The organism is Mesorhizobium zhangyense (genome assembly GCF_011045115.1).
Classification (GTDB): Bacteria; Pseudomonadota; Alphaproteobacteria; order Rhizobiales; family Rhizobiaceae; genus Mesorhizobium_M; species Mesorhizobium_M zhangyense.
On record NZ_JAAKZG010000012.1, the window covers coordinates 43,043 to 65,208 of the forward strand.

Annotated in this window: 16 protein-coding genes; 2 read left to right on the plus strand and 14 right to left on the minus strand. The window is 63.4% G+C overall.

The window, feature by feature from the left end; translation table 11 throughout:
- Positions 1-3: 3 nt before the first annotated feature.
- The 3 genes from phnA to G6N74_RS22885 all read right to left on the minus strand — a co-directional run bounded on the left by phnA (position 4) and on the right by G6N74_RS22885 (position 4,271).
- Positions 4-1,266: a phosphonoacetate hydrolase gene (gene phnA, locus G6N74_RS22875; protein ID WP_165120323.1), complete on the minus strand. Its 1,263-nt coding sequence runs from the start codon at positions 1,264-1,266 to the stop codon at positions 4-6.
- Between the two features lie 29 nt (positions 1,267-1,295).
- Entirely contained in the window at positions 1,296-2,498 is a 1,203-nt protein-coding gene (locus G6N74_RS22880) for a 2-aminoethylphosphonate--pyruvate transaminase (RefSeq protein ID WP_165120324.1), read from the minus strand.
- 105 nt (positions 2,499-2,603) lie between these two features.
- A complete protein-coding gene (locus G6N74_RS22885; protein WP_165120325.1) occupies positions 2,604-4,271 on the minus strand; it encodes a Na/Pi cotransporter family protein in 1,668 nt (555 codons plus the stop codon).
- A gap of 101 nt (positions 4,272-4,372) precedes the next feature.
- Here G6N74_RS22885 and G6N74_RS22890 point away from each other — a divergent pair, with 101 nt between their 5' ends.
- Complete coding sequence (locus G6N74_RS22890; RefSeq protein ID WP_165120326.1) at positions 4,373-5,242, plus strand: LysR substrate-binding domain-containing protein; 870 nt, start codon at positions 4,373-4,375, stop codon at positions 5,240-5,242.
- A gap of 333 nt (positions 5,243-5,575) precedes the next feature.
- Positions 5,576-6,718 (plus strand): polysaccharide biosynthesis/export family protein, encoded by a 1,143-nt coding sequence (locus tag G6N74_RS22895; RefSeq protein ID WP_165120327.1) that lies wholly within the window; start codon positions 5,576-5,578, stop codon positions 6,716-6,718.
- A 42-nt stretch (positions 6,719-6,760) separates the two neighbouring features.
- On the opposite strand, the gene G6N74_RS22900 is transcribed toward G6N74_RS22895, so the two are convergent.
- From G6N74_RS22900 to tssC, 11 genes are read right to left on the minus strand one after another with little or no spacing between them, the layout of a single operon-like run.
- The gene (locus tag G6N74_RS22900) at positions 6,761-7,678 is read right to left on the minus strand and encodes a protein kinase domain-containing protein (RefSeq protein ID WP_165120328.1); all 918 of its coding nucleotides are present in this window, start codon (positions 7,676-7,678) and stop codon (positions 6,761-6,763) included.
- On the minus strand, positions 7,675-9,060 hold the full coding sequence (gene tagF / locus G6N74_RS22905) for a type VI secretion system-associated protein TagF (RefSeq protein WP_165120329.1): 1,386 nt from the start codon (positions 9,058-9,060) through the stop codon (positions 7,675-7,677). Before tagF ends, G6N74_RS22900 begins: the two co-directional genes overlap by 4 nt.
- Positions 9,061-9,075: 15 nt before the next feature.
- On the minus strand, positions 9,076-12,579 hold the full coding sequence (gene tssM / locus G6N74_RS22910; protein ID WP_165120330.1) for a type VI secretion system membrane subunit TssM: 3,504 nt from the start codon (positions 12,577-12,579) through the stop codon (positions 9,076-9,078).
- Positions 12,576-14,087 carry a type VI secretion system protein TssL, long form gene (gene tssL, locus G6N74_RS22915; RefSeq protein ID WP_165120331.1) on the minus strand — a complete coding sequence of 504 codons (1,512 nt, stop codon included), beginning with the start codon at positions 14,085-14,087 and terminating at the stop codon, positions 12,576-12,578. The genes tssM and tssL overlap by 4 nt, the downstream gene beginning before the upstream one ends.
- A 13-nt stretch (positions 14,088-14,100) precedes the next feature.
- Positions 14,101-15,441, minus strand: coding sequence for a type VI secretion system baseplate subunit TssK (tssK, locus tag G6N74_RS22920; protein ID WP_165120332.1), 1,341 nt, complete (start codon positions 15,439-15,441; stop codon positions 14,101-14,103).
- Positions 15,438-16,643: a type VI secretion system-associated FHA domain protein gene (locus G6N74_RS22925; protein ID WP_165120333.1), complete on the minus strand. Its 1,206-nt coding sequence runs from the start codon at positions 16,641-16,643 to the stop codon at positions 15,438-15,440. Before G6N74_RS22925 ends, tssK begins: the two co-directional genes overlap by 4 nt.
- Positions 16,644-16,657: 14 nt before the next feature.
- Complete coding sequence (tssG, locus tag G6N74_RS22930) at positions 16,658-17,659, minus strand: type VI secretion system baseplate subunit TssG (protein WP_165120334.1); 1,002 nt, start codon at positions 17,657-17,659, stop codon at positions 16,658-16,660.
- 18 nt (positions 17,660-17,677) lie between these two features.
- Positions 17,678-19,459 (minus strand): type VI secretion system baseplate subunit TssF, encoded by a 1,782-nt coding sequence (gene tssF, locus G6N74_RS22935; RefSeq protein WP_165120335.1) that lies wholly within the window; start codon positions 19,457-19,459, stop codon positions 17,678-17,680.
- Complete coding sequence (gene tssE, locus G6N74_RS22940) at positions 19,452-19,961, minus strand: type VI secretion system baseplate subunit TssE (protein ID WP_165120336.1); 510 nt, start codon at positions 19,959-19,961, stop codon at positions 19,452-19,454. The genes tssF and tssE overlap by 8 nt, the downstream gene beginning before the upstream one ends.
- Positions 19,954-20,781 (minus strand): type VI secretion system accessory protein TagJ, encoded by an 828-nt coding sequence (locus G6N74_RS22945; RefSeq protein ID WP_165120337.1) that lies wholly within the window; start codon positions 20,779-20,781, stop codon positions 19,954-19,956. The genes tssE and G6N74_RS22945 overlap by 8 nt, the downstream gene beginning before the upstream one ends.
- On the minus strand, positions 20,778-22,163 hold the full coding sequence (gene tssC / locus G6N74_RS22950) for a type VI secretion system contractile sheath large subunit (protein WP_165120422.1): 1,386 nt from the start codon (positions 22,161-22,163) through the stop codon (positions 20,778-20,780). The genes G6N74_RS22945 and tssC overlap by 4 nt, the downstream gene beginning before the upstream one ends.
- Positions 22,164-22,166 lie beyond the last annotated feature (3 nt).

Sequence of the window (22,166 nt, forward strand, 5' to 3'; positions counted from 1 at the left end):
TCCTCAGCTCGCCGGCTGCGCTGCGGCCATCACCGCATAGTAAAAGGCGTCGAAGTTGCGCAGCTTCGGCGCGCCGGGCTGGTCCGGCAGGACCCGGTTGGTGATGAACGGCACCACCTGCTCGGTCAGCCCGCCATGCGAGCGCAGCGGCTCGTTGAGGGCAGCAAGGTCATGGCGATGCTCGCTGGTGCCGATCGTCTTGTTCTCGGTCGAGATCATGACGATGTCGCCGATGCGGTCTTCCGGCAGCTCGAAACGGCGGCAGGCTTCCTCGCGGTCGACGACAAGGTCGATGCCTTCGATGCCGGCCAGCCGCTTCATGATATCAGCGCGGTCCGTACCCTTGGGCAGATAGGCGGTGGCGAACGAGCCCAGCGCGCCGTGGTGGACGACATAAGGATCGGTGATCGGCAGGATCACACGCCCGACATCCTTGCCCAGCCATTCGTCGAGCAGGTCCTGCGCATAGACGACGTCCGGCGAGCCATCGGCCTTGTGCTTCGGCTTCATGCCATGGTCGGCGGTCACGACGATTGCAGCACCCAGCGCGTCGAGTTCGGCGAGATACTTGTCGAACATCTCGTAGAAATCGTTGGCCTGCTTCACGCCCGGCGCATATTTGTGCTGCACATAGTCGGTCGTGGTCAGGTACATTACGTCCGGCCGCCATTCCTTCAACAGCTTGACGCCGGCGGCGAAGACGAATTCCGACAGTTCGGCCGAATAGACTTCCGGCACCGGTCGGCCGAGCCAGGCGGATGCATTGTCGATGCCGTGCTCGGCCTTGGTCGTGGTGTCCGACTTCTCCGAGGAAAAGCAGATGGCGCGGTCCTCATCGAACTTCAGGCCATGACCGAGCAGCGAGCGCAGCTTGTCTTTCGCCGTCACCACCGCGACACGGGCGCCAGCATCGTAGAAGGCCTGGAAGACCGTCGGCGCGCGCAGGAATTTCGGGTCGTTCATCATCACCTCTTCGCCCGTCTCGGGGTTGTAGAGGTAGTTGCCGCAGATACCGTGGACAGCCGGCGGACGACCGGTGGCGATCGACAGATTGTTGGGATTGGTGAAGCTCGGGATGACGCTGTGGGCCATCCGCACCGTGCCCTTCGCCTTGATCCTCTCCAGCGCCGGCATCAGCCCCGCACGGATCGCCTCATCGAGATAGGCCGGCTCGCAGCCATCAAGGCAGATCGCGATCGCCGGCACTCGCGGCCAGGCATAATTGCGTCCATTCGCGGACACGGTGACAGGTGACATCTGGTTCATCGGGGCGTTCCCTGGGATTGGAGAGATTTTCAGGCGGCGAGCTTGGCGCGCTCTTCGAGCGCGGTACGGGGCGGCGCCGCATCAGGCACGTTCATTTCTGCGAGCGACTCGCGGGCCGCTTCAACGACCCGCCGCATGACGTGCTCGTCCATGCGGCCGATGCAGCCGACGCGGAACGATTCCACCACGGTCAGCTTGCCGGGATAGATGATGAACCCCTTGTCCTTCATCAGTCCATAGAAGCGGTCGAAGGCGAAGTTCTCATGCGCCGGGCAAAAGAAGGTGACGATGATCGGCGACAGCCAGTGGTCCAACAGTAGCGTCTCGAACCCAAGCTCACGCATGCCGGCAACCATCACGTCGCGGTTTTTGGTGTAGCGGGCGCCGCGGCCGGCAACACCGCCTTCCGCCTCGTGCATCTTCAGCGCCTCGAGAAAGGCGGCAACGACATGCGTCGGCGGGGTGAAGCGCCACTGGCCGGTCTTTTCCAGCGTCGCCCATTGGGCATGCACGTCGAGCGAAAGCGAGTGGCTGCGGCCCTTGGCCGCTTCCAGTTCCGTCTTCTTGGCAATGACGAAGCCAAAGCCCGGCACGCCCTCGATGCATTTGTTAGCCGACGAGACCATCGCCTCGTAGCGGATTTCGTTGACGTCGAGCGGGATGGCGCCGAAGGCGCTCATGGAGTCCACCAGCAGCTTGCGGCCCTTGGCGTAGACGGCTTCGGAGATCTCGGCGACCGGGTTGAGGATGCCGGAACTGGTCTCGCAGTGAATGGCGATGACATGGGTGATCGCCGGATCGGCGTCGAGTGCGGCGGCGACCTCGGCACCGCGCGGCGGCAGGTAATCGCCCTTGTCGATCAGCGTATAGGCGCGGCCCAGATACTGCATGGTCTGCGCGGCGCGAAGGCCATAGGCGCCATTGGCGAGCACCAGAACCTTTCCGTCCTTCGGCACGAAGGAGCCGAGCATGGCCTCGACGCAGAAGGAGCCGCTTCCCTGCATGGGCACGCAATCGAATTCGCCCTTGGTGTCGCCGGTCAACGCCAGCAATCGGCGGCGCATATCGGCAGTCATGGCGCGGAAATCGCCGTCCCAGGAACCCCAGTCGCGCAGCATGGCCTGCTTGACGGCGTAGGCTGTGGTGAGTGGCCCCGGCGTGAGCAAATAAGGTTCGCCGAGCGCCGGTGGCTCAAAACCCTCGACTGGCGAAAACTTGGTCTCGGCGCTCATTGATTTTCCTCCACACGGCGTTCTGCAATGGCGTGATTATCGCCGCCGATGATGTATTTGCAAAATCGTTATTTTGTATCCTTACATAAGTTATAACGATGATCATCAGGCCAGACGCACCAGCCGACTGCTCAGCAGGTCTCCGCTTTGCGTAAGCAGCGGATAAGCGATCGTAACCAGAAGCGAATTGATCTCCTTGAAAGCGCGGACGGCTTCGAGATGGATATCGCTGGTCTCGATGCTTTCCATTTTGCCCGATTGCAGGCGGCGCAGATGCTGTTCGTGGCTTTGACGCTCCTGCATTCGAATGCGCTCCTTCTCGGCCACCAACTGGCGGGCTGCGGCAAGGTCGTTTGAAATCAAGACGTTCAGCGCAAGCTGCATGTTTTCCGCGACACGCGCATGAAGGTCCGTCATCTCCGCCCAGCCCTCCTTGGAGAAATTCAGGTTTTTCTCCGAGCGCTCGGCGGCAAGCACCAGCAGATTCTTGGCGATGACGTCGCCGGCATGCTCCAGGTTGATCGCTACGTCGGTCAGTTCGATGCCGCGCCGCGCTTCCTCCGCCGTCAGCCGGCCCCGGTTCACCTCGGCGATGTAGAGCTTGATGCCGGTGTGGGCATCGTTGACGTCTTCGTCCAGGCTGCGCAGGCGTGCGATCTGCTCGCTCGTCCCGGACTTGAACATGTCCATGACCGGCCGGAACATCAGTTCGACAAGTTCTCCCATGCGCAAAAGCTCGCGCGTGGCGCTCGCCAGAGCCAGGGCCGGAACGCCGGTCACCGCACGATCGAGGGCTGTGATGCGCCGCGCGACATGATCATCATCTTTCGTCCTGGCCGGAGCTTCCGGCAGCAGCTTCGTCGTCAGCCGCGCCATCGCGCCGGTGAGGGGAAGGCAAAACACGCCCAAACATGCGTTGAAGAGGACGTGGAGATTGATCAGTGCCACGCCTGCATTGTCCCCCAGCCAGCCAACCGGCAGGTTGAACAGCTGAATGGCAACCAATGCGACGACTGTCCCGCAGGCTCGAAAAATCAGATTGCCGAGCGGGAGGCGGCGGGCGGCAGGTCCCATGCCCCGTGACAGCCAGAATGCTATCAGCCCGCTGCCGACATTCGCGCCCAGTATCAGCGGTATGCCGGCTTCCAGCGAAACCAACCCCTGCGAGGCCAGGGCGGTGATCATCAGAACGGCGGCGACGCTGGAGTGAATGAGCCAGGTGAACACCGCACCAAGCAGGAACGCCGTCAGATAGTCCTGGGCGAGATAACCGGAGATCATGGGCAGAAGCTCTGCATTCCGAAGCGGACCGGTTGCTTCGCCCAGCAGCTTCAACGACAGGAGCACAAAGCCAACTCCGAGAACCATCCGTCCGGTCTCGCGGATTTTCTCGCCCGGCAGCTTGAGATGCATGACGCCGCCAGCCAGCAGGCAGACCGGGATGAGCCATCCAAGATCGAAGGAGAGCACCCGCACGACCAGCGCCGAGCCAAGATCGGCACCGAGCAACAGAGCCAGCCCGGTCGGCAGCGCCAGTACAGCGCCGGCAGCGAAGCCGCAGGCGAGCATCGCCACCGCCGTTGAACTTTGCAGCATCACGGCCATGGCCGCGCCGCCGGCAGCAGCCCGCACGTGCCCGCCTCTTGCCTCGCCAAACAGCTGGCGCAAGATGGGGGTGTGGGCGTGCTCCATCCCGGTGCGCACGAGATGCACGGCATAGAGCAGCAGCAAGGTTGCGCCCGCGAGGTGCAGAAGGATGATCGAGAAATGCATAGCCGGCTTCCTGTCAGAAGGAAAAGTTCGGCTTCCCCTTTACATAAGTCAATTCGTTAGTTTCTATACTTGCATTGATTTTACTTATGGAGGATGCCCCGGTGCGGTACGTGCAGCTGAGAGCTTTCCACTACGTCGCCATTTGCGGCGGTTTCTCGCGTGCCGCGGAGGCGTTGTTCCTGACCCAGCCGGCTATTTCGGATCAGGTTCGCAAGCTGGAAGAAGAGTACGACGTGCTGCTTTTCAACCGGCACAAGAAGCAGGTAACGCTTACGCAGCAGGGCGAGCGCATGCTTGAAATCACGCACCGCATGTTCGACACCGAGCAGCAGGCACTCGATCTGCTTTCGGAGTCACGCGCGCTTCGGGCCGGCACATTGCGCATCGTCGCTGACGCCGCGCATCACCTTCTGCAGATACTGGGGCAATTCCGGGCCAGATATCCCGGAATCCAGGTGACCGTTCGTGCCGGTAATACCGAGACCGTGATGGCCAGCCTCTACGCCTATGAAGCCGATATCGGTGTCCTGGGCGAAATTCCGGAAGGGCGCGAATACAATATGCTGAAGCTCAATTCCTCACCGATCATCGCGTTTGTGGCGCATAATCATCCGTTGGCCGAAGCGCGTAAGCTCACGCTGGCCGAAATCGCCGAACAGCCGCTTGTGCTGCGTGAACGTGGTTCCAAGACCAGATCCAAGCTGGAAGCGCTGGCCACGGCTCAGGGTATCGAACTCAAGCCGGCCATAGAAGCCGAAGGCCGTGAGGCAGTGCGTGAGATCGTGGCCTCCGGCGTCGGAGTCGGCTTTGTGTCGCGGGCTGAGTTTGGCCTAGACGGACGCCTCAGGCCGATCATCATCGATGGACCGGAAATGCTGATGGACGAAGCGCTCATCTGCCTGCGCGAACGCTCCAGCGGCAAGCTGGTGAAGGCTTTCTGGGATCTCGCCCGGCAAACCGTCGAAGGCTGAGCAAGCACCGGTCCATGTAGGTAGTCCAAAGCTTGGGTATCAGTTCCCACCGGAACTTATAGTGGTGCCACATATATGTAGCTCGCCCAATCCTGATGACAGTGTCGCTCATTACCGTGGCGCGGGCAGATTCAACTATATTAGAATTTAGTGAAATTGAAACTTCCATGGTCAGCTGACGAGACAGGTTAGAAAGCCGGTGGCTCTGGTTGCAGATAAGACACAACAACCAGTAATTGCCTGTTTGTCATGTGATTTTCACGTTCATGTTGTTGTTCGAAATGTGGCGGCTGGGTATCTCTTAGGTTGAGCAAATCACAACGAGGATCAGTGATGCGGAAACTGGTGCCTATTGCCTTTCTTGTAGTTCTAGGCGCATGCGCCAGCCCTTCTGATGGCCCTAGCGCCACCAATATTCGTAACGCCTCCCTGCCCAATTCAAACGAGAAGATTCCCGTTGTCGAACTTGCCGATGCGCCGCTCGGCATCATGGGCGCGACGACGATGTCCTATGCGTCGAATGATGCGGGGCTGAGCAGCTTTCGATCCGGCGGCTATGTCGACAGCCGGTTGCGTCGCGGCGACGTGATCGATGTCACCATCTTCGATACGGGGGAGGAGGGAATACTTTCCACCACCAACAGCAAGACGCTCAATCTCGGCCGTTTCACGGTGGACGAGAGCGGCTTCGTCACGCTGCCCTTCGTGGGCAGGCAACGTGTCATGGAATCGTCGCCCGAGGCGCTCCAGTCCAGGATTGTCGCAGGTTTGAAGGGTTCGGCGGTCAACCCGCAGGCGGTGGTGTCGGTCGTTGAAAAGCCCGCCAACGGCATTACCGTGAACGGAAACGTGCGCGCGCCCGGCCGCTTCCCGCTGACAGCCCGCAAGGAGCGTGTGTTGGATGCAATCGCGCTTGCCGGCGGCGCTTCTGGAGCGCCGGGGGGCACGACGGTGACGATCGTGCGCGGCAAGCAGCGGGCAAGCGCCTCGCTCGATCGCATCATGAATGAAGACCGCCAGAATGTTTATCTGCTGCCTGACGATCAGGTCATGATCGAAGGCGATTCGCCGAGCTTCATGGCTCTGGGCGCGTTTAAAAGCGCGGGCGAATTCGAGTTCGAGAAGGATAAGCTGACGCTGGCGCAGGCGCTTGGCCGCGCGGGTGGATTGCTCGACGATCGTGCCGACGCCCGCAATTTCTACGTGTTCCGCAATCAGCCGGTCTATTCCGATGCTGCCTTCGCGAAGGCCGGCAAGAATCCGGGCGCGCCATTCGTGACGAGCAAGCCGGTGATCTATCGCGTCAACCTGAAGGATGTGTCCAATTTTGCACTGATGCAGCAGTTCCAGGTTCAGGATGGCGACATCCTCTATGCGAGCAATGCGGGTCTTGTGGATGCGGCAAAGCTGATCACGGTCTTCCAGAAGAGCGTGGCGACAGCAGCCGCACCACCGCCTGGCGGTGGCGGGAACTGAGCCACGGTTCAGACGGCCGCCGGTCTTTAGTTTCGTCCGACTCTAGACATCGATCTTCATCAGCAGCCTCAGGGCTGCTGATGCGCTTTCGGGCCGGTTTTCTCGGTCCCGTTGCGACAGGTGGCCCGCCAGAGCCGTAAGCTGTTCCCGTGCGCCACTTTCACCTCCGCAGCGTTCCAGAAGCAGATTCAGGATCAGGCCGCAGGCATAAAGATCGGCCCTGCCATCGAGAACCATGCCTTCCTTCTGCTCCGGCGCGGAAAATTCGCTGTGGCCGGCTGCCGCCAGATCGAGGTCGGCATGACGCTGGCCACGCTCCAGCGCGATGCCGAAATCCACGATCTTCAGGTCTTTGAGGTCTTCGCCGGAAAGAAGCAGGTTGTCGGGAGCTATGTCGGCATGGATGAGTCCTGCCGAATGTATCGCTTCCAGTCCCGACAGAATCGAGATCATCACTTGGTGGACATCGCGTGGCGAGAAAGATCGCGTGTTCAGGTAATCGGAAAGGCTAAAAGGCATCCACGCTGCGACTAGCGCCGGCCTGCCGTCGGGAAGCCTCAGTGCGGTCTGAACACTCGCGACATTTCGGTGATTGATTGTCATCGACAGCCGCGCTTCGCGCAATAGCAAGTGCCTTGAAACGGCGTCGTCGGCCCGATCCGGGCGAAGCGTCTTCAGCGCAAGAAGCGTTTGCAGGTCTCGATGCCGAACACGATGGATTTGCGCCGGCATGCCGTCATGCACGAGTTCTTCGACCACGAAGGTGTTGGCGATGAAAGTAGCATTTGCCTCATCGAGGCGGGACAGACGGCGGTCGAGGGCATCGCGCACGCGATCGGCCAGCATAGTCGTTTCAGCCAGTGCTCGCGGCACGTCTCCGTCGTGGCTCAGCGCCCGCCACAGCGCGGAAAAGCGCGTGACGATATCCTCAAGCCCATCAGGTGATCGGTCCGCACTCATGCGGAGCGGATGCCGATCACGATGGCGCTGATATTTTCGCGGGTATTGGCGATCAAACCATCCTGAATGAGGATGCCCGCGGTTTCCGCTACCGGCTTTTCAAGCAGCGTTTCGGCGATGCTGCGCTCGTCGAGCGTGCGGGCAAGGGCTGCGCTGCAGAGGAGAAAGCGATCGCCGTCCTGCACTGTGTCCGTAAAGACTTCCGGCACCAGTTGCCGCTGCGAGCCGATGCTGCGCGACAGCGCGAACCGCAAGCCGATCTCGACATGATCGCGCGTGAGGCATCGCATCATGCCGTCCCGCACCAGATAGCAGCGGGCGTTCCCGGCCCAGATGATGGCGAAGGTGCTGTCGCGGATGGTGAGTGCGACGACGCTTGCGCCCTGGGCCTCGCGCTCGCTCACCGCATGCGCGGATTGCAGCAGCCCGTGGGCGCGGCCGAGCTTGCCTTTCACGTCCTGGATCAGCTCTTCGAGCGTTTCGTGCGCCGAGACGTTAGCGAGCGTATTGGTCGTCACCTTGGCCGCGTCGGCGGCCCCGTTTCCATCGCCGACGCCGTCGGCTACCGCAAACAGGCGCGGCTTTTCTGAAACCAGCAGGGCGTCGGCATTCACCGAGAGCCGCGTGCCGGGATGCGTCGCGTAGCTCCGTTCGATGGCGAATTTCTTCGCAGGAACCCGCTCCGGTGCGGCAGCATCAGGCGCCTTGCGAGCAGGTTCAGGCGGGGCCTCCGGGTCGGGCTTCGGCGTGTCCGTGGTCTGCTTGCCGTTCAGGAGTTTCAGGAAGTGAGCCGCCTGGGGCGGGCCGATCGTCTTGAACCCATGGGGGCGTCTGGTATCCACATCGACCGTCCACCAGATGGAGATGCGGTCGTCACCGTTCGACCCCGGCATCTCACCACGGGCTGCGAGTTTGGCATGCGGCAGGCGCAAGCGCTTCAGACCTGCGGTGAAGCCTGCAATGTCGAAGTCGCGCGTCAGCGATGTTTCCGCCAGAGCTTCGGCTGCGGTGAACCAGGTTTCATCGAAGCACAGCAGGCGTGGATTGCCGCTGAAGCTGCCGAGCTTGGCGGCGATGACCAGCGGAAAGCTGCGCCCGACGCGATCCGTGCTCGGCAGCAGCACGCCGACCATCGTGGACTGGCCCCATAGCGAGCGCTCGATGACGAAGCGCCACGGCGGTGCTGCGCGAAAGAGGCGCTGCCATTCCTTGCCATGCGCCTGCTCGCTTGCTTGCAGGCCGGCCTGTAACCAGTTGTCGAGTTCGGTCTGGAACGTCCGGCCAAGTCCGGTCGATATGAAGTCGCCATGCGTCGGAACCTTGCCGAAGAAACCGATACGGTCGGCTTCCGTTGCGGCGTCGATGACATGGCGTTCATTCATCAGCCCGGCGTCTCCCTAGAACTGTGTGGGGCAGGCGAAATCCGACAGCGCCTTCAGGCGAAACGGATTGAGCACAGAGCCGAACTGCACATCGAATTCCGCGGTCTGGCCGGCGCTGGTAAAGCGCGCGCGGAAAAGATCCTCTCCCTCATTGGTGATGTCGGCCTCGTCGAACAGGCGGAAGGGTGACCAGTCGCCATTCTCCGTCAGCGCCTGCTGCCAGCCGCCCGGCTGGAAGGCGATGCGCGAGACATTCGTCGCCTCGCTCGACGGCCACGCAATCGACTTGGACTGTATCGGGCCGTGGAAATAGACGACGCGCTCGCCCTCGATCTCCATCATGACGGCATTGGCACTGTCACTCAGTGAGATCGGCTTGACGTTGATGCTGACGGCCGGGCTCTCGCTGCCCGCCGGGAAGAAGGCGCGGCGGATCTTGTCGGCATTCTCGAACTGGGCAATCGCCTGGGCGGGAATGCCCTCGGTGCCGAATGTGCCGCGCCAGGTCCATGGCGTAGCACTCGTGTCGATGAAAGCCTCCAGGCGGTCCTTGAAAAAGCTGTTGAACAGACCGCTCGGCCCGAAGAGGCGAACGAAATCGGCCATCGCCACATCGCGGGCGGAGGTGCGGTCGAAAGGATATCTGCCGATTACGACGCTTGAGCACAGGCTCGCGCCGTCCGCCGCCCACAAATTGCCGAGGCGCGTGCGGGCCGTCTTGACCGCAAGCGAGCCGATATCGGCGGCAACGCCTGCCATCCATGTATCGACGGGAGCCGGCAGTCGCCTGGCTTCTTCAAGCAATGCCTGGTTGGCCTCGGTGAGCTGGCTGTCGACATCGAACACCTTGGCGACCTCTGCCGTAGAGGTGGTGGCGCGCGAAAGCTGGCCATAGATGGTTTTCAAAACGGGCTGAAGGGCGGCCACCTGCGAGCGCGGCTTTTCGCCCTGGCTCTGGTTCTGGCCGGCGTCGCCCGCCTTCGGCGTTTCCAGCGCCTCGCGCAGCCGGCCGAACGGGTCGGGCGCGTTCGCCACACTTGCCAGCGCAGAAGTCGACGCGCCCTCCGGTACGGTGCCGATCGTGGCAACGATGGCGCTGCCTTGCGGCCGCAGGTCGGTCGCTGCCACGATTGCCCGCGAGACTGCCTCGACCGGGCTCGGGTCGCCTGCGAGCACGCGCACGGTTTCGGTGGCGTCCGAAAGCGTTTGCGAAGACCGCACCCGCATATCCGTCAGCAGACCCGACCAGCGCTGTTCGAAATTGTCGAAATAGAGCTGGAGTGCCGCCTGGGTGACGGCGTCCACGGTCATGCCGATGGCATTCGGCTGGTCGCCGCGCACCCACTGTTCGTCAAGCGCTTCGCGCGCCGCATCGGTGACTTGCGGCAGCACCACCGTGCGGTAGCCTTCGCCGGTGAAGAGACCCGGAACCCCTTCGCGTAGAGCTGCCTTCGAGCTGCGTTCGAAAGCCTGCTCGCCGAGCGGACCGAGCGCATCGGCAGGTATCCAGGGCGCTAGCGCGCGCGCCTCGCGGCGATTGGCCAATATGTCGTAGGCGCGCGCCGCAATGCTCTGGTCCCGAATGGTTTCGCGTGCCTTGGCGATCAGGCCGGCGTCAAGATCGAGGGTGGCCAGAGGCCCCGCCGCCATCGTCTCGGCATGACGGACGAGGGCTTCGCGAGCGGTCGCGCGGCCTTCGCCGGGATAGAGCGAGGCGAACATGTCCTCCGCCTCCAGCGAGACGAATTCCGGATTGACCGGACCAAGTCCGCCAAGCATCCCGTAGAGTTTCAGCGCATCGAATGTCTGGCCGACATCCTTGCTGCCGGCCATCGTCTTCTGCAACTGAACCAGCATGCGAGGCAGCAGAAGCGCATTCAGCGCACGCTGATAGGCCTCGCGCTGGCGGCCGGCGATCTTGCTTTCCTGATCCAATCCGAAGCTGACCGGCCAGACGCGCTTGTCGGAAAAACCAGTCGTCACGCTGCGCAGATTGTCGAGCGCGGGAAGGATGCGCAGGAAGTCGGCATCAGAGACGTCGCGAACCGGCACGCCGCGGACAAGCTGCTCATAGGCGGCGATGCGCTCATCAGCCTGTGCCAGCGCACTGGTGTTCTGGAAATAGGTCGCGGTCCAGCTCGTCAACACGACGGCCAGGAGCGCGGCAGCCACGCCATAAGCGGCGCGGCGCAGTATCATCTGGCGCCGGGAAAGCCGCTTGTCGCGCGCGACGAGAGAAGCTTCGTCGAATACGACCTCCTTGAACAGCCGCGACAGGAAATAGCTGCGGCGCATACGCGGCGCGCCGGCCTGCGCCTTGGCGGTCGTCATCTCCTCGGTCTGCGTGCCCGAGGCGAAGTAGACACCGCGCAGAAGCGGGGATTCGACCAGCTTGGAACCCGCGCAAAGCTCCGTCAGCACCTCGTGAAGCCGTTCCTTGAGCGCGGCGAGTTCGGCGGGAAAGCGGAATATCCGACCCCGAACCTGGCTGTCCGGTTCCTGCTGCAGTCTTTCGACCAGCATTGCGCCGACACGTTCCTGCAGCAGCCCGAATTCCTCAAGATACCGGTCCGGCAGGTTCTCGCCCTTGTAGCTCTCCTCCAGGCCGAAGGTGGTGCCCCAGACCTGGTCGCGGTCAGTCTTGCTGAACCCGTCGAAGAATTCGACGAAGCCGGTGAGCAGATCGGCCTTGGTCAGCACGAGATAGACGGGCACGCGAGCCTGAAGAAATTCGTCGAGTTCGGACAGGCGCTGGCGGATGGCCCGCACTTCCTCGAGCCTCGCGGCGGGGTCGCGTGTCAGCAGGTCGCCGATCGAAAGCGTCACCAGCACGCCGTTGATGGGCTGCGAGCGGCGATACTTTTTCAGCAGCTTGAGAAACCCTTCCCAACCGGCCTTGGAAGCGCCGTTGAGATCGTCCTGCGTGGTGTATCGGCCGGCGGTGTCGATGAGGATGGCCTCGTCGGTGAACCACCAGTTGCAGTTGCGGGTGCCGCCGATGCCCTGCACCGAATTGCTGCCGAGCGCGTCGCCGAGGGGAAACTTCAGCCCGGAGTTGCTGAGCGCCGTGGTCTTGCCGGAGCCGGGCGCGCCGAAGATCACATACCATGGCAGCTCATAGACATAGCCGAACCGCTTCTTGGTGATGCGGCGCAGCAGCGCCAGCGCTTCCTTCAGCCGGTTGCGGATTTCGCCGACCTCGGCCTGCTGGCTGGCGGCTGCTTCGGCTTCCGCGTCCTTTTCGAGACTGTCGACCAGCGCCTTATCGCGGCGTCGCGCGCGGATGGTCGTGAACAGCATGTATGCGATCCACGCCACCAGCACGACGGCGATGACGATGATCCGGTTGCGCGTGCTTTCCAGCGGCTTGAAGTCGCCATAGCCGATGAGGTAGCCGTAGAACCAGATGACGACGCAGATCGCGGCCACCCAGATGACGGATAGGAAGCGCCGGCCGACGATCCCGGCATAGGAATCCACATAGGAGCGGAGCGTGTAGAAATAGCTGAGAGGGTTCACGGCGAAACGCCTCCTGCTGCGGGCGCGGGTGTGCTGCCGGTCCCGTCGTTTCGGATCGTGGGCATCACGCCGGCTGCGTCGAGTTTCTCGGTCGGGTCGGTCAGCACGAGAATCTCCGTGCGCCTGTTGATTTCGCGGCCTTCGGGCGTGTCATTGGCGGCGAGCGGATTGCTGTCCGCGCGGCCCTCGGTGAGGATCGCCTCGGGTCCGGTATAGGCCGACAGGATCTTGCCCACCGCGCTGGCGCGCGCTTCCGACAGGTGCCAGTTGGACGGGAACTGGATGGTCCGTATCGGAACGTTGTCGGTATAGCCGACGACGACGGCTCGGAATTTCTCGGCCGCGAGCGCTCCGCCGATCCGCTCCAGCAGGCCGCGGAATTCGGAGCTGACCTCAGCGCTGCCGACGGAGAAAAGACCCGAATTGTTGATGCGCACGAGCAGCCGGCCGTCGGCATCGGAAAGCGTCACCAGTTTTCGCTCCACCTCGGGCTGGAGGAATGCGAGCAGGTTTTCCAGGCGGCTCGGCTTCTTCGGCTCCGGCGGTGTTTGCGGCTTCACTTCGGCCTTTGGCTGTTCGGGCGGAGCCGGCGTTGCGAGTGGCTGAAGATAGACGCTGGGCGCATCGCGCGGCGGCAGGTTCGCCAGACGCGAGAAAGTGCCATCCGAGGCCCGATTGAGCGAGAGCGTGAAGAAGAGGTAGCCAAGGGCGAAGAGCAGCGCGAGCGCAGACAAAAGGGTCCAGAGCGCGACGGCGGTGCGCAGCGGCTTGTGGCGAGCCGAAACACCCCGCCAGTGCGGCGAAAGCTCCCGCTCGAACACGCCGTACTGGCCAAGCAGCGTCTTGTAGAGGCTGTCGCGGATGCGGCCGAGTTCCAGCGTTCCGCGCGGCGACACGCGGGTTCGTCCTTCGAAGGCCAGCGACAGGCAGAGATAGATGAGGAGCAGGAGGTCCTTGTTTGTGCCGGGGCTCTGGTGGAAGTGGTCGAGCAGGTCGAACACCCGGTCGCCACCGGTCACATCCATATGGAACGTCGAAACAAGACCGGACCGCGCCCAGCCGGCGCGAACGCCCCACGACTTGCTGAGCACGACGTCGTCCACGGTGGCGCAGACCACATAATGTGCCGCGCGCGCCCGCTCCGGGCTGATGCGAGCGCTTGCGAGGTCGCGTTCGTAGCGGCCGATCGCCTCCGTCGTCGTGCGCCGCAGCTGCTCGATGTCGGGCTGCTTGTCGGTATGCCGCAGCGCGTGGGCGAGATTGAGAAGCGGCGCGGCTGACGCAACGATGGTCGGCACTTCTTCGCCGCCAAAGCGGAAGTCGCGAACCAGGGCTTCCACCGACCAGCCGCCCGGCCTGACGGCGAGCCCACCAAGCGCGCCGCCTTCAAGCTTATCGTCCAGCATCTCGGCCATCTTGCGGGCGGTCTGCTGCTTGCGCGCGCCGTCCTCGGTCAGTTCGACGACCGTCGGCAGGTCCTGCCAGGGGATAGTGGTTCCCTTGTTCATGCGGTGCGGTCCCCTATTCCCTCAGCGCCCAGAGCTCCAGCTCTATGCCCGGAAAGTCCCCGGCGAGATGGAGTGCTATGGCACCCGACGTGTCGAGCTGCTTCCAGAGGGGGTTCTTGGTGTCGAGTTCGAAATAGATCGTGCCCGAGCGATAGGGCAGCTGGCGCGGCAGGACCGGCAGCGGCCGCACCGGAATGCCGGGCAGCGCGACATTGACCAGTTCGGCGATACGCTCGACCGGTCCGACCTTGATCTGCGCGGGCAGCTTGCGGCGAATGTCCTCGGCCGACATTTCGGCGCGCACGGCAAGCACGAAGCCCGCTTCCTTGAACAGCGTGCGGTCGTTGATGGTGCCGACGCGAACACCGTGCCGGCGTTCGGAAAGCTCGATCGATACCGCCGACTGTTCGAGCACCGCCGAGAGCGAGGTGCGCAGGTCGTCGAAGACAGCGGCGAAGGTGCCCTTCAGGTCGTCATGACGATAGGGCGGAAAGTCGCTCGCGCGCTTCGAATCCATCGTGAAGGTGGCAAGCTCGCCGGCAAGCTGGATGCAATTCTCGAAGAATATCATCGGGTGCATGCGCGTGGCGTTTGCGGAGATGTGGCGCAGCATCGGATCGGCGCGGTTGAGTATCTGCAGCAGGAAATAATCGCCGACTTCCGCCGTGCCGCGAATTGTCGGATCGCCGATGCGCTCGGCGATGGCCTCGGCGCGGTGGCGCACGATGCCGAGAAGCTCGGTGACGAGTTCGCTCAGCCGTGGTTCGGCCGCACAGTTGAGGCTCGGCGCGATGTATTCGGGATCGAGGATGACGGCCTTGTCCGAGCGCACCTCGATGACGCGAGCAAGGCCGATCAGCTCATAGCCGGCCAGCTCGTCGCCGCTCTTCAGGTAGCGCAGGCTGAGCCGGCCAACATCGATGGGCGCCATGAAGTCGGTTTCGACATTGGAGTCCGGCGCCTCGTAGTGAGAGGCGACGACGCGAACGCCATTGGAGGAAGCGCCGCCATTGATCGCGACATCGGCCTTGCCGGGCCGCCGCGCCGGCAAAGCGAGGTAGATCGTGGCGTTCTTCACCGTTTCGTCGAGATCGAGCGGCGGCGGCAGGTCGGCGTCGATGGGCGCTTCGAACAGCGTGCCGTCGGGCAGGATGCCGCGCAGGTTGGACAGCGCGAACTGGCCGATGGCAAGGGCGCTGCGGTCGATGCCGATCTCGGCGACGCCCCAGGGATAGGCGGCAAGCTCGCGCGTCGTCATGCGCACGAGCCGTTCGGTCCAGCGGTCCGCCTGCTGGAAATGCTGCACGCGAAGGAACATGCCTTCGCTCCACGCGACCCTGTTTTCGTTTCTCATGAGCTGCGCTTCACCTTCTCTATCACTTCAGGCGCGTCTTCTTCCGGCTGGCCAAGCGCTCGCAGCACGGCGTTGCGGAAGAATTCGCGGACGGAGAGACTGGCTCCGCCGGTTTCGAAATTCTGGCGATATGCCTGCCAGTAGGAACGGTCGTTGCGCCATGGCAGCTTTCGCGGCTCGGCATCGACGCGCGCCTCGATCACACGAGGCTCAAAAGCATGGCTTGCCTCCTTCAGCAGCCCTTCGATTGCTGTGGCCAGCAACACCTGTCTGGCAAGCAGGTTTTCCAGCCGTGCAATCGTCGCTTCTTCCCGGCCGGTGCCGAAAAGGTCAGGCATTTCAGATAGGCCCGCAGGGTCGATGTCGAGAGCGGCGAAGGCCTCGCCGGCGGCTTCCTCACATCGATCCAGCAAGGCCTCGATGCGCGGCAACAGGACGGACTCCGGGATGCCGGTAGGTGCTGAATGGGTGTCGTCGTGACCTTCTTTGACCACGACCGAAGCGCTGGCAGCTGGTTGCTCCGCCACATCCACCTGCTTGCGGCTTCGGGCCGTCGGCACGGAAACATGAGGTGCGGCGGAGTGCTCAAGGCGGTTGCTGTAGTCGAGGTCCTCGTTCCAGTCAGTGGGCAGGATCGGAGACATGCCGGTCGTCGCGGGAGGGCCGCTCCAGCCGATTTCGACGTTGCGCGAGGAGGGCGCTGTTTCACCCTTGCGCCTGGGGCTGCCAATGGGGATCGGGCTGGACCAGTCCTCGCTATCGCGCCCGCGCAATATGCCGTTGGCGGACTGTCCGCCGGGAGCGATGTCGGCAAGGATGGCCGAGATGGTAAGGTTCTCGTCGCTCAGGGCGAGGCCGGCTTCGGGGTCTTCGACCTCGTGATCCTTCTCGCCCGAAATGGCGACGGAAAACGCGAACCCACCGAATTCCAGCTGCGAGCTGTCCGAGAGTCGGGCGGTCTCGCCCTCCAGCACGAGAACGCCGTCGACCCTGGTGCCGTTGGCGCTTTCGTCGCGCAGCAGGAAGCCCTCGCGGTCGCGCTCGATCGTGCAGTGCAGCTTGGAAACGGAGCGGGTGGTGTCGGGCACCTGCCAGTCGCAATCGCTCGACCGGCCGATCGTGCGGCGGCCGCGCTCGAAATACCAGCGCTGCGCGGCTGCGTCCTGCCCCGTACCCTTTTTCTGCTTAAGCTCGAGCCTCATCGCGGTGCCGCCCTTCACAAGGCCATCGGCAGCGCGGCCTGGCGCTGCATGATTACGGCGTCATCGCTGTCGTGGGCGGCGGGCGCCACCCGCGCCCAACTGTTCCAGCCGAGACGCGGCGGATCGCCGGCCTGGCCGAGCTGGCAGAACGGAACATGCTCCTTCTTCAGGATGATCTGGATGTCGAAATCGAGGCCCGAGCCGACGAAGAGCCGCGTCAGGGCGAAAAGCTCCTCGACATTGCGGCTTCCCGGTGCGAGCGAAAGATAATCGGGATAGTCGAGCGGGCCGATGACGACGCGGAAGCCGCTGCTGAAATCATGGATTGCCGTGCCGGCCATGGCGTTGACGCCGAGACGCACGGCGCCAGCCCGGCTCATCTGGCTCAGTTCCTCGACCGGGATCGAAAGCCAGCGTCCGCGGAACAGCTCGATCTCCACCGGCAGTCCGCTGAACTCGCGCAGCATGGCCCGCAGATTGACGGCGTTTCTGGTTCTCGACGCAAGGAAGCCGCTGAATCGCAGAAGGACGTCGTCCTCGACGCCGCTGCGTTCCCGCAGCTTTGCCGTTGCGAAGCCAGTCAGCGAGAAGAGGGCGGTGACGAAGGCGTTGCGGCCATCGTCGCTTCCCCAGCGCAGCAGGCGCGCAAGCCTGTATTTTTCGCAGGCCGCGACGAAGAGTTCGGCCATGCGGGCGCTGAAGAGATCGAAGAAGGCCGAAAGCGCGCGCGACTTGTTGCGCTCCTCGCGTATGACATGTTCGTTGTAAGCGGGCGGCAGGGAACCGAGCGGGCCGAGCAGGCCGGCAAGCGCGCCGCGCACGGTCGACTTGCGGCCCTTGCGGCGGAAAGCGGCGACCGCAACGGGTGCTGGCGAGACGCCGAAATGCGAAGTGACTTCCAGACCGTCGTCGGTTGCCTGCGCCACGCGAAATGCGGTCGTCGGCTCGAAGCGGCCGGGGTCGCGCTCGAGCAGATCGGCTAGGCTGTCAGTCTTCTTTTCGGCGGCAAGGCTCATGTCGTGGCAAAAATCCTTCTAGAGAAGCGGGCGCTCGGCGGCCCTTGCCCGCCATCGCGCAACGGGCTTCGACTGCCCCTTGATCGATACGGTGAGCCGCGTGAAGCTGTTTACGGAGGTGTAGAGGCCGCAGAACCGGTCGAGCACGCTGCCGAACAGGAAGGCCGACGGCCGGTCGATGGCAGCGGGGTCGAATTCGATGGCGATGTCGGTTCCGGGCACCATGCCGCCGCCGCCGAGGCGGGCCGTCGAGGCCTTGGCTTCGACCTTGGTGATGGCATCGGCAAGCTGCTTGGTTTCGGGTGAATCGCGGAAGGCGTAGAGGGACAAGATGTCTTTCAGCGCCGCGCCGTCATTGTCGAAGATCGACAGATGGTTGAGCAGCAGGTGCGACATCAGCCGCCAATTGCGGCCGTCAGCGTCGTTCATGCGCACGGCCGGCGTCGGCGGAACAAGCGCCTCGATTGAGGCGACGGCCGCGTTGCCGGTCGCAAGTTGCAGGTAGGGATGCCCCCCCCCGAAGGGAAGCTTCTCGGGCAGGTCGCGATTGAGGCACAAGGCGTCCACGCTTGCCACTGCGTCCAGCCTTCCGGTGCTGCGGCGTGCGCGATCGACGAATGCGATGTCGACGTCGCAGGTGCCGTCATCTTCGTCAAAGCGGCGATAGGATTGCCAGAAGGAGGATGCCGTCCCGCCGCGTTGCGCGCGTCCGAAGAAGGGCTGGCAAAGATGCTCCGCGCCGCCGCGCCCGGAAAGAAGGACGCGATCGATGGCGTAGATTTCACGCGTCTTCTGCCGGCGAGAATCCGGCAGCAGCCGGTACTCCGTGCGCGTCCCGTCGATCACGACCGGCTCGCAGGTCTGGCGGAAAAGATTGACGACCGGCGTCGCATGAAGCGCCAGGTCGCGGGCTGAGACGGCTCGCTCCAACTTGCTGTCTGTTTCGTTGAGGTAGATGAAAATCTCGAGCGTTTCGCCGCGCCAGCGATCCAGCCCCTCGATGTCGAAGAAAAGAAACTTTTGCGGCAAGGCGAAGAATTCGGTCAGCAATCGATAGCCGGCAAAGCTTGCCGCGGGGTAGGGCAGCATTGCCTCGTCGGCCGCAAAACCGACCGGCCGCAAATTGTCCGCCGACAGGAAGATCGGGTTTTCGTCGTCGGCATGACGGGCAAGGGCTATGCCGAGCGTATGGTTCATCAGCAGTTCGTAAAGCGCGCTCGCCTGCCGCCAGGGCGAGGGGATGTGGAAGCGAAGCCGTTTGAGCCCAATTTCTGAAAGCTGCTTGCGGGTGTCCTGCGGCCGCAACGATATCCTGAAGCAGCCAGCCGCACCGGTGTAAGGCGACAGCGGTGCCCGGATCGGCTGGCCGGAAAGACCCGCAGCCGTGATCTCTACCGGCGCGATCTCGACATCCTGCGTGGTGCGGAAACGGCAGGTTTCCCCGGCAACCGGCTCGACCAGAATTTCGGTGTGACGCGGCACCGACTGCACTGCAGCCAGAGTCTCGCTGGGCGAAAACCGCACGATGCTCATCGACGGTATGGGCGCCAGATAATGCGGATAGAGCGTCTCCAGCAGCCCGTCGGTGAGCTCGGGGAATTCGTCGTCCAGTTTCTGTCGCACGCGGGCGGCGGAATAGGCAAAGCTCTGGATCAGGCGTTCGACATGCGGGTCGTCGGCGACCTCGCCGGTCATACGCAGCCTGCCGGCAATCTTCGGGAAGGCATCGGCAAAGCGCGAGGCACGCCGGCGCAGCGCCGTAAGCTCGTCATTGTAGCGCTGCAGGAAGCCGTCAGCCATTTGCCGCCTCCACCTGGAAACGCTGGGTGGACGGGTCGATGGTCGATTCGAAGCTTATCGGCGGCATGCCGTCATGCAGGCGAAACGTCGCCTGGATGCGCATGCGCAGCGCGCGTTCGCCGGCAGCCCTGTTCTTGAGGATGGTCACGCGCACGTCGGAAAGCCGGGTTTCGAAAAGCGCGATGCGCCGCTCGATGGCGCGCGCCAGTCGCAGCTTGGATTCATCGGTGACAAGATTGGCCGAGACGATGCCTTCGACCCCGTAGGAAACCAGCGCATCCCTGAGCTCGCCAAGCGCGTTCGGCGGCGCGGTCGGGCAGCGCCGCGTGTTGAGCAACGCTTCAAGATCGCGCCGGATCGCCTCGCGCGTCTCCCTGACCTGATCGACAACGCTCGACGGAGCGTCCTGGAGAAGATCAGGAGTGGGATCGAGCAGCCTGTCGAGGATCGATCGCGACAGGACCCGTTCGCGCGGTCTGTAACGGTCAAGCGGGTCAGCCATTCGCCGCCTTCCTTTTGTTGATGACCGCAGCGGCCTCGAGCGTCTCAGCATCGTGGAAGGAGACGAGCTCGTCGCCGGCCAGGAAGCAGCGCTGACCGCGCCCGGTGGTGATGCCGGTTACTTCCTCGACCCATTCGGTCTCGCGGCCCAGAAGCAGTTTTTCTGCGTCACCGGTGCCGTGATAGATCGCCGGCAGGAGGACGGGGGCAGACGCGCCATCGATCAGCGAAAGCTCGGCCCGCCGGAAGGCAAGGTCACGCGGCCGTGCAATGGGCTCGACCGAAACGGCGGCGATCTTGGCGAAATCGATCCACAGATAGGCGCCGCCTGTCATGATCACTTCGAGCGCGTGCGGAATGCGGTCGTCGAGGTCGCGGAAATCGGACACGGCTTTGCCGTTCCAGAGCATCGACTGCTCGCCGCGGATAGCCTCAAGGCTTTCGAGCGCGGCAGCCGTCTCGTCGCGCGAGCCGAAACGGTTGGCGACATTGAGCCGGACTGCCGCTGTGTCGAGTTCGCTCGGCCCTTGCGGAAATTCCGGGACAGCGCCCGTGCTGAACCAGGCATTGCGCGCGGCCATGGCGCGCAACTGGTTGCGCAGCAGGGCAAAGCCCATCGTGTCTTCCGGCGCGAATGTGGTGGCGAGGCTGCATTGTGCGTCCGCCCGCGCATAGTCTCCGGCAAGAACAAGCAGGTCGATATAGATATGCCGCGCCTCCTTGTCCGAGGGCTTGGCCTTGATATGCGCCTTGGCGATCTCGATCGCCTCGCCCAGAGCGTCGTCGGCAAGCGATTTTGCGATGCTGGCGGAAAGCGTCATGCGGTCATCCTTTGCGGCACGGAAGCGGCGTTGGCGCGGCCCGTCGTCGGCTGCGCCGTCTCGGCGATGAGGTGGAAGCTCGTCGAAACATCGTCGAGCTGGAAATGCGGCTGCAGCCTCACCGTGCAGGTGAAGGTGCCGGGCTTGCCGGGAACCTCGTCGACGCTGATGCCGGCCGAGCGCAGGGGAAAGCGCGTGCGTAGCGGCAGGTCGGCGTCGTCGTTTCCGAGCGTGTAGCCCGACAGCCATTCCTCCAGCTTGCGCTCGATCGAGAGCGCGTCGGCAAGTCTGCCGACCTCGTCGCGCATGATCACCTTGAGGTAGTGCGAGAAGCGCGAGGCGCACAGCACATATTGCAGCATTGCTGCCAGCCGAGCGTTCTGGCGGGCGTTCTCGTTGGAATAATGCTGGGGCGCATGCAGCGACTGGTTCGAATTGAAGATCGCCGAGGACGACAGATAAGTGGTGGCGACCGGCACGATGCCGAGATCGCAGAACTGCTGTTCCTGCGTGCTGGTCAGCCTTATCTCGACGGGCGCCTGCGCGGAAAGGCCTTGGCTTTCGGTGCCGAAATCGTAGGGCGCAAGTTCCGAGGGACCGAGAAGCCCGCCGTCTATCGCGTCCTGCGTGACACCGCGGATGTCGGCGAACCAGCCGGTTTCTATGAAATTGCGGATGACGATGGCTGCAAAGGCGAAAGCGCCGTTGCTCCACAGCAGCGTGCCGCCATCCTCGGAGATCTCTTCGCGGAACGGAAAGCCATCGTCGCGCCGCCGCGAGTAAGGCTCGTAGGGTGAGCGGATGAGGACGCGTGGGGCAACGAGGCCGAGAAAGCGCGAGTCTTCGCGCGCCCTCAGGCTGTTCCAGCGAATGCGCTGCGGGTCGTTAGCGAGGTATGAAAGGTCATGGACCCGGTTCAGCTCGTCAAAATTTTCGAGGCCCAGGGCGCGCGGGGAAGCGCCCGTGATGAAGGGACAGAATGCAGCGGCGGCCACCGTGCCGAGTTCGGTCAGCGTGCTGACGGTGTCGCCACCGGCATCGCCCGGAGACAGTTGATAGTCGCCGACGAGAAGACCGTAGGGCTCGCCGCCGGGCATGCCGAATTCCCGGCTGTAAACCAGCTCGAAAAGGTGGCTCTGGTCGAAATCGGTCGCTCGCTCCATGCTGCGCGCGAGCTGCGCCCAACTGATGCTGAGCAGCTTGACCTTGACGTCGCTGCCGCGCGAGGCGACGCGAACGAGCATGGCAAGCCCGCGCCATCTCGCCTCCATCGCCTGAAATTCGGGATGGTGCAAAATAGCGTTGACCTGGCGGTTCAGGGCCTCGTCGATCAGCGCAATAAGCTGATCTGCCCTGCGTCGCCACAATGTGCTCGGACCCATCGT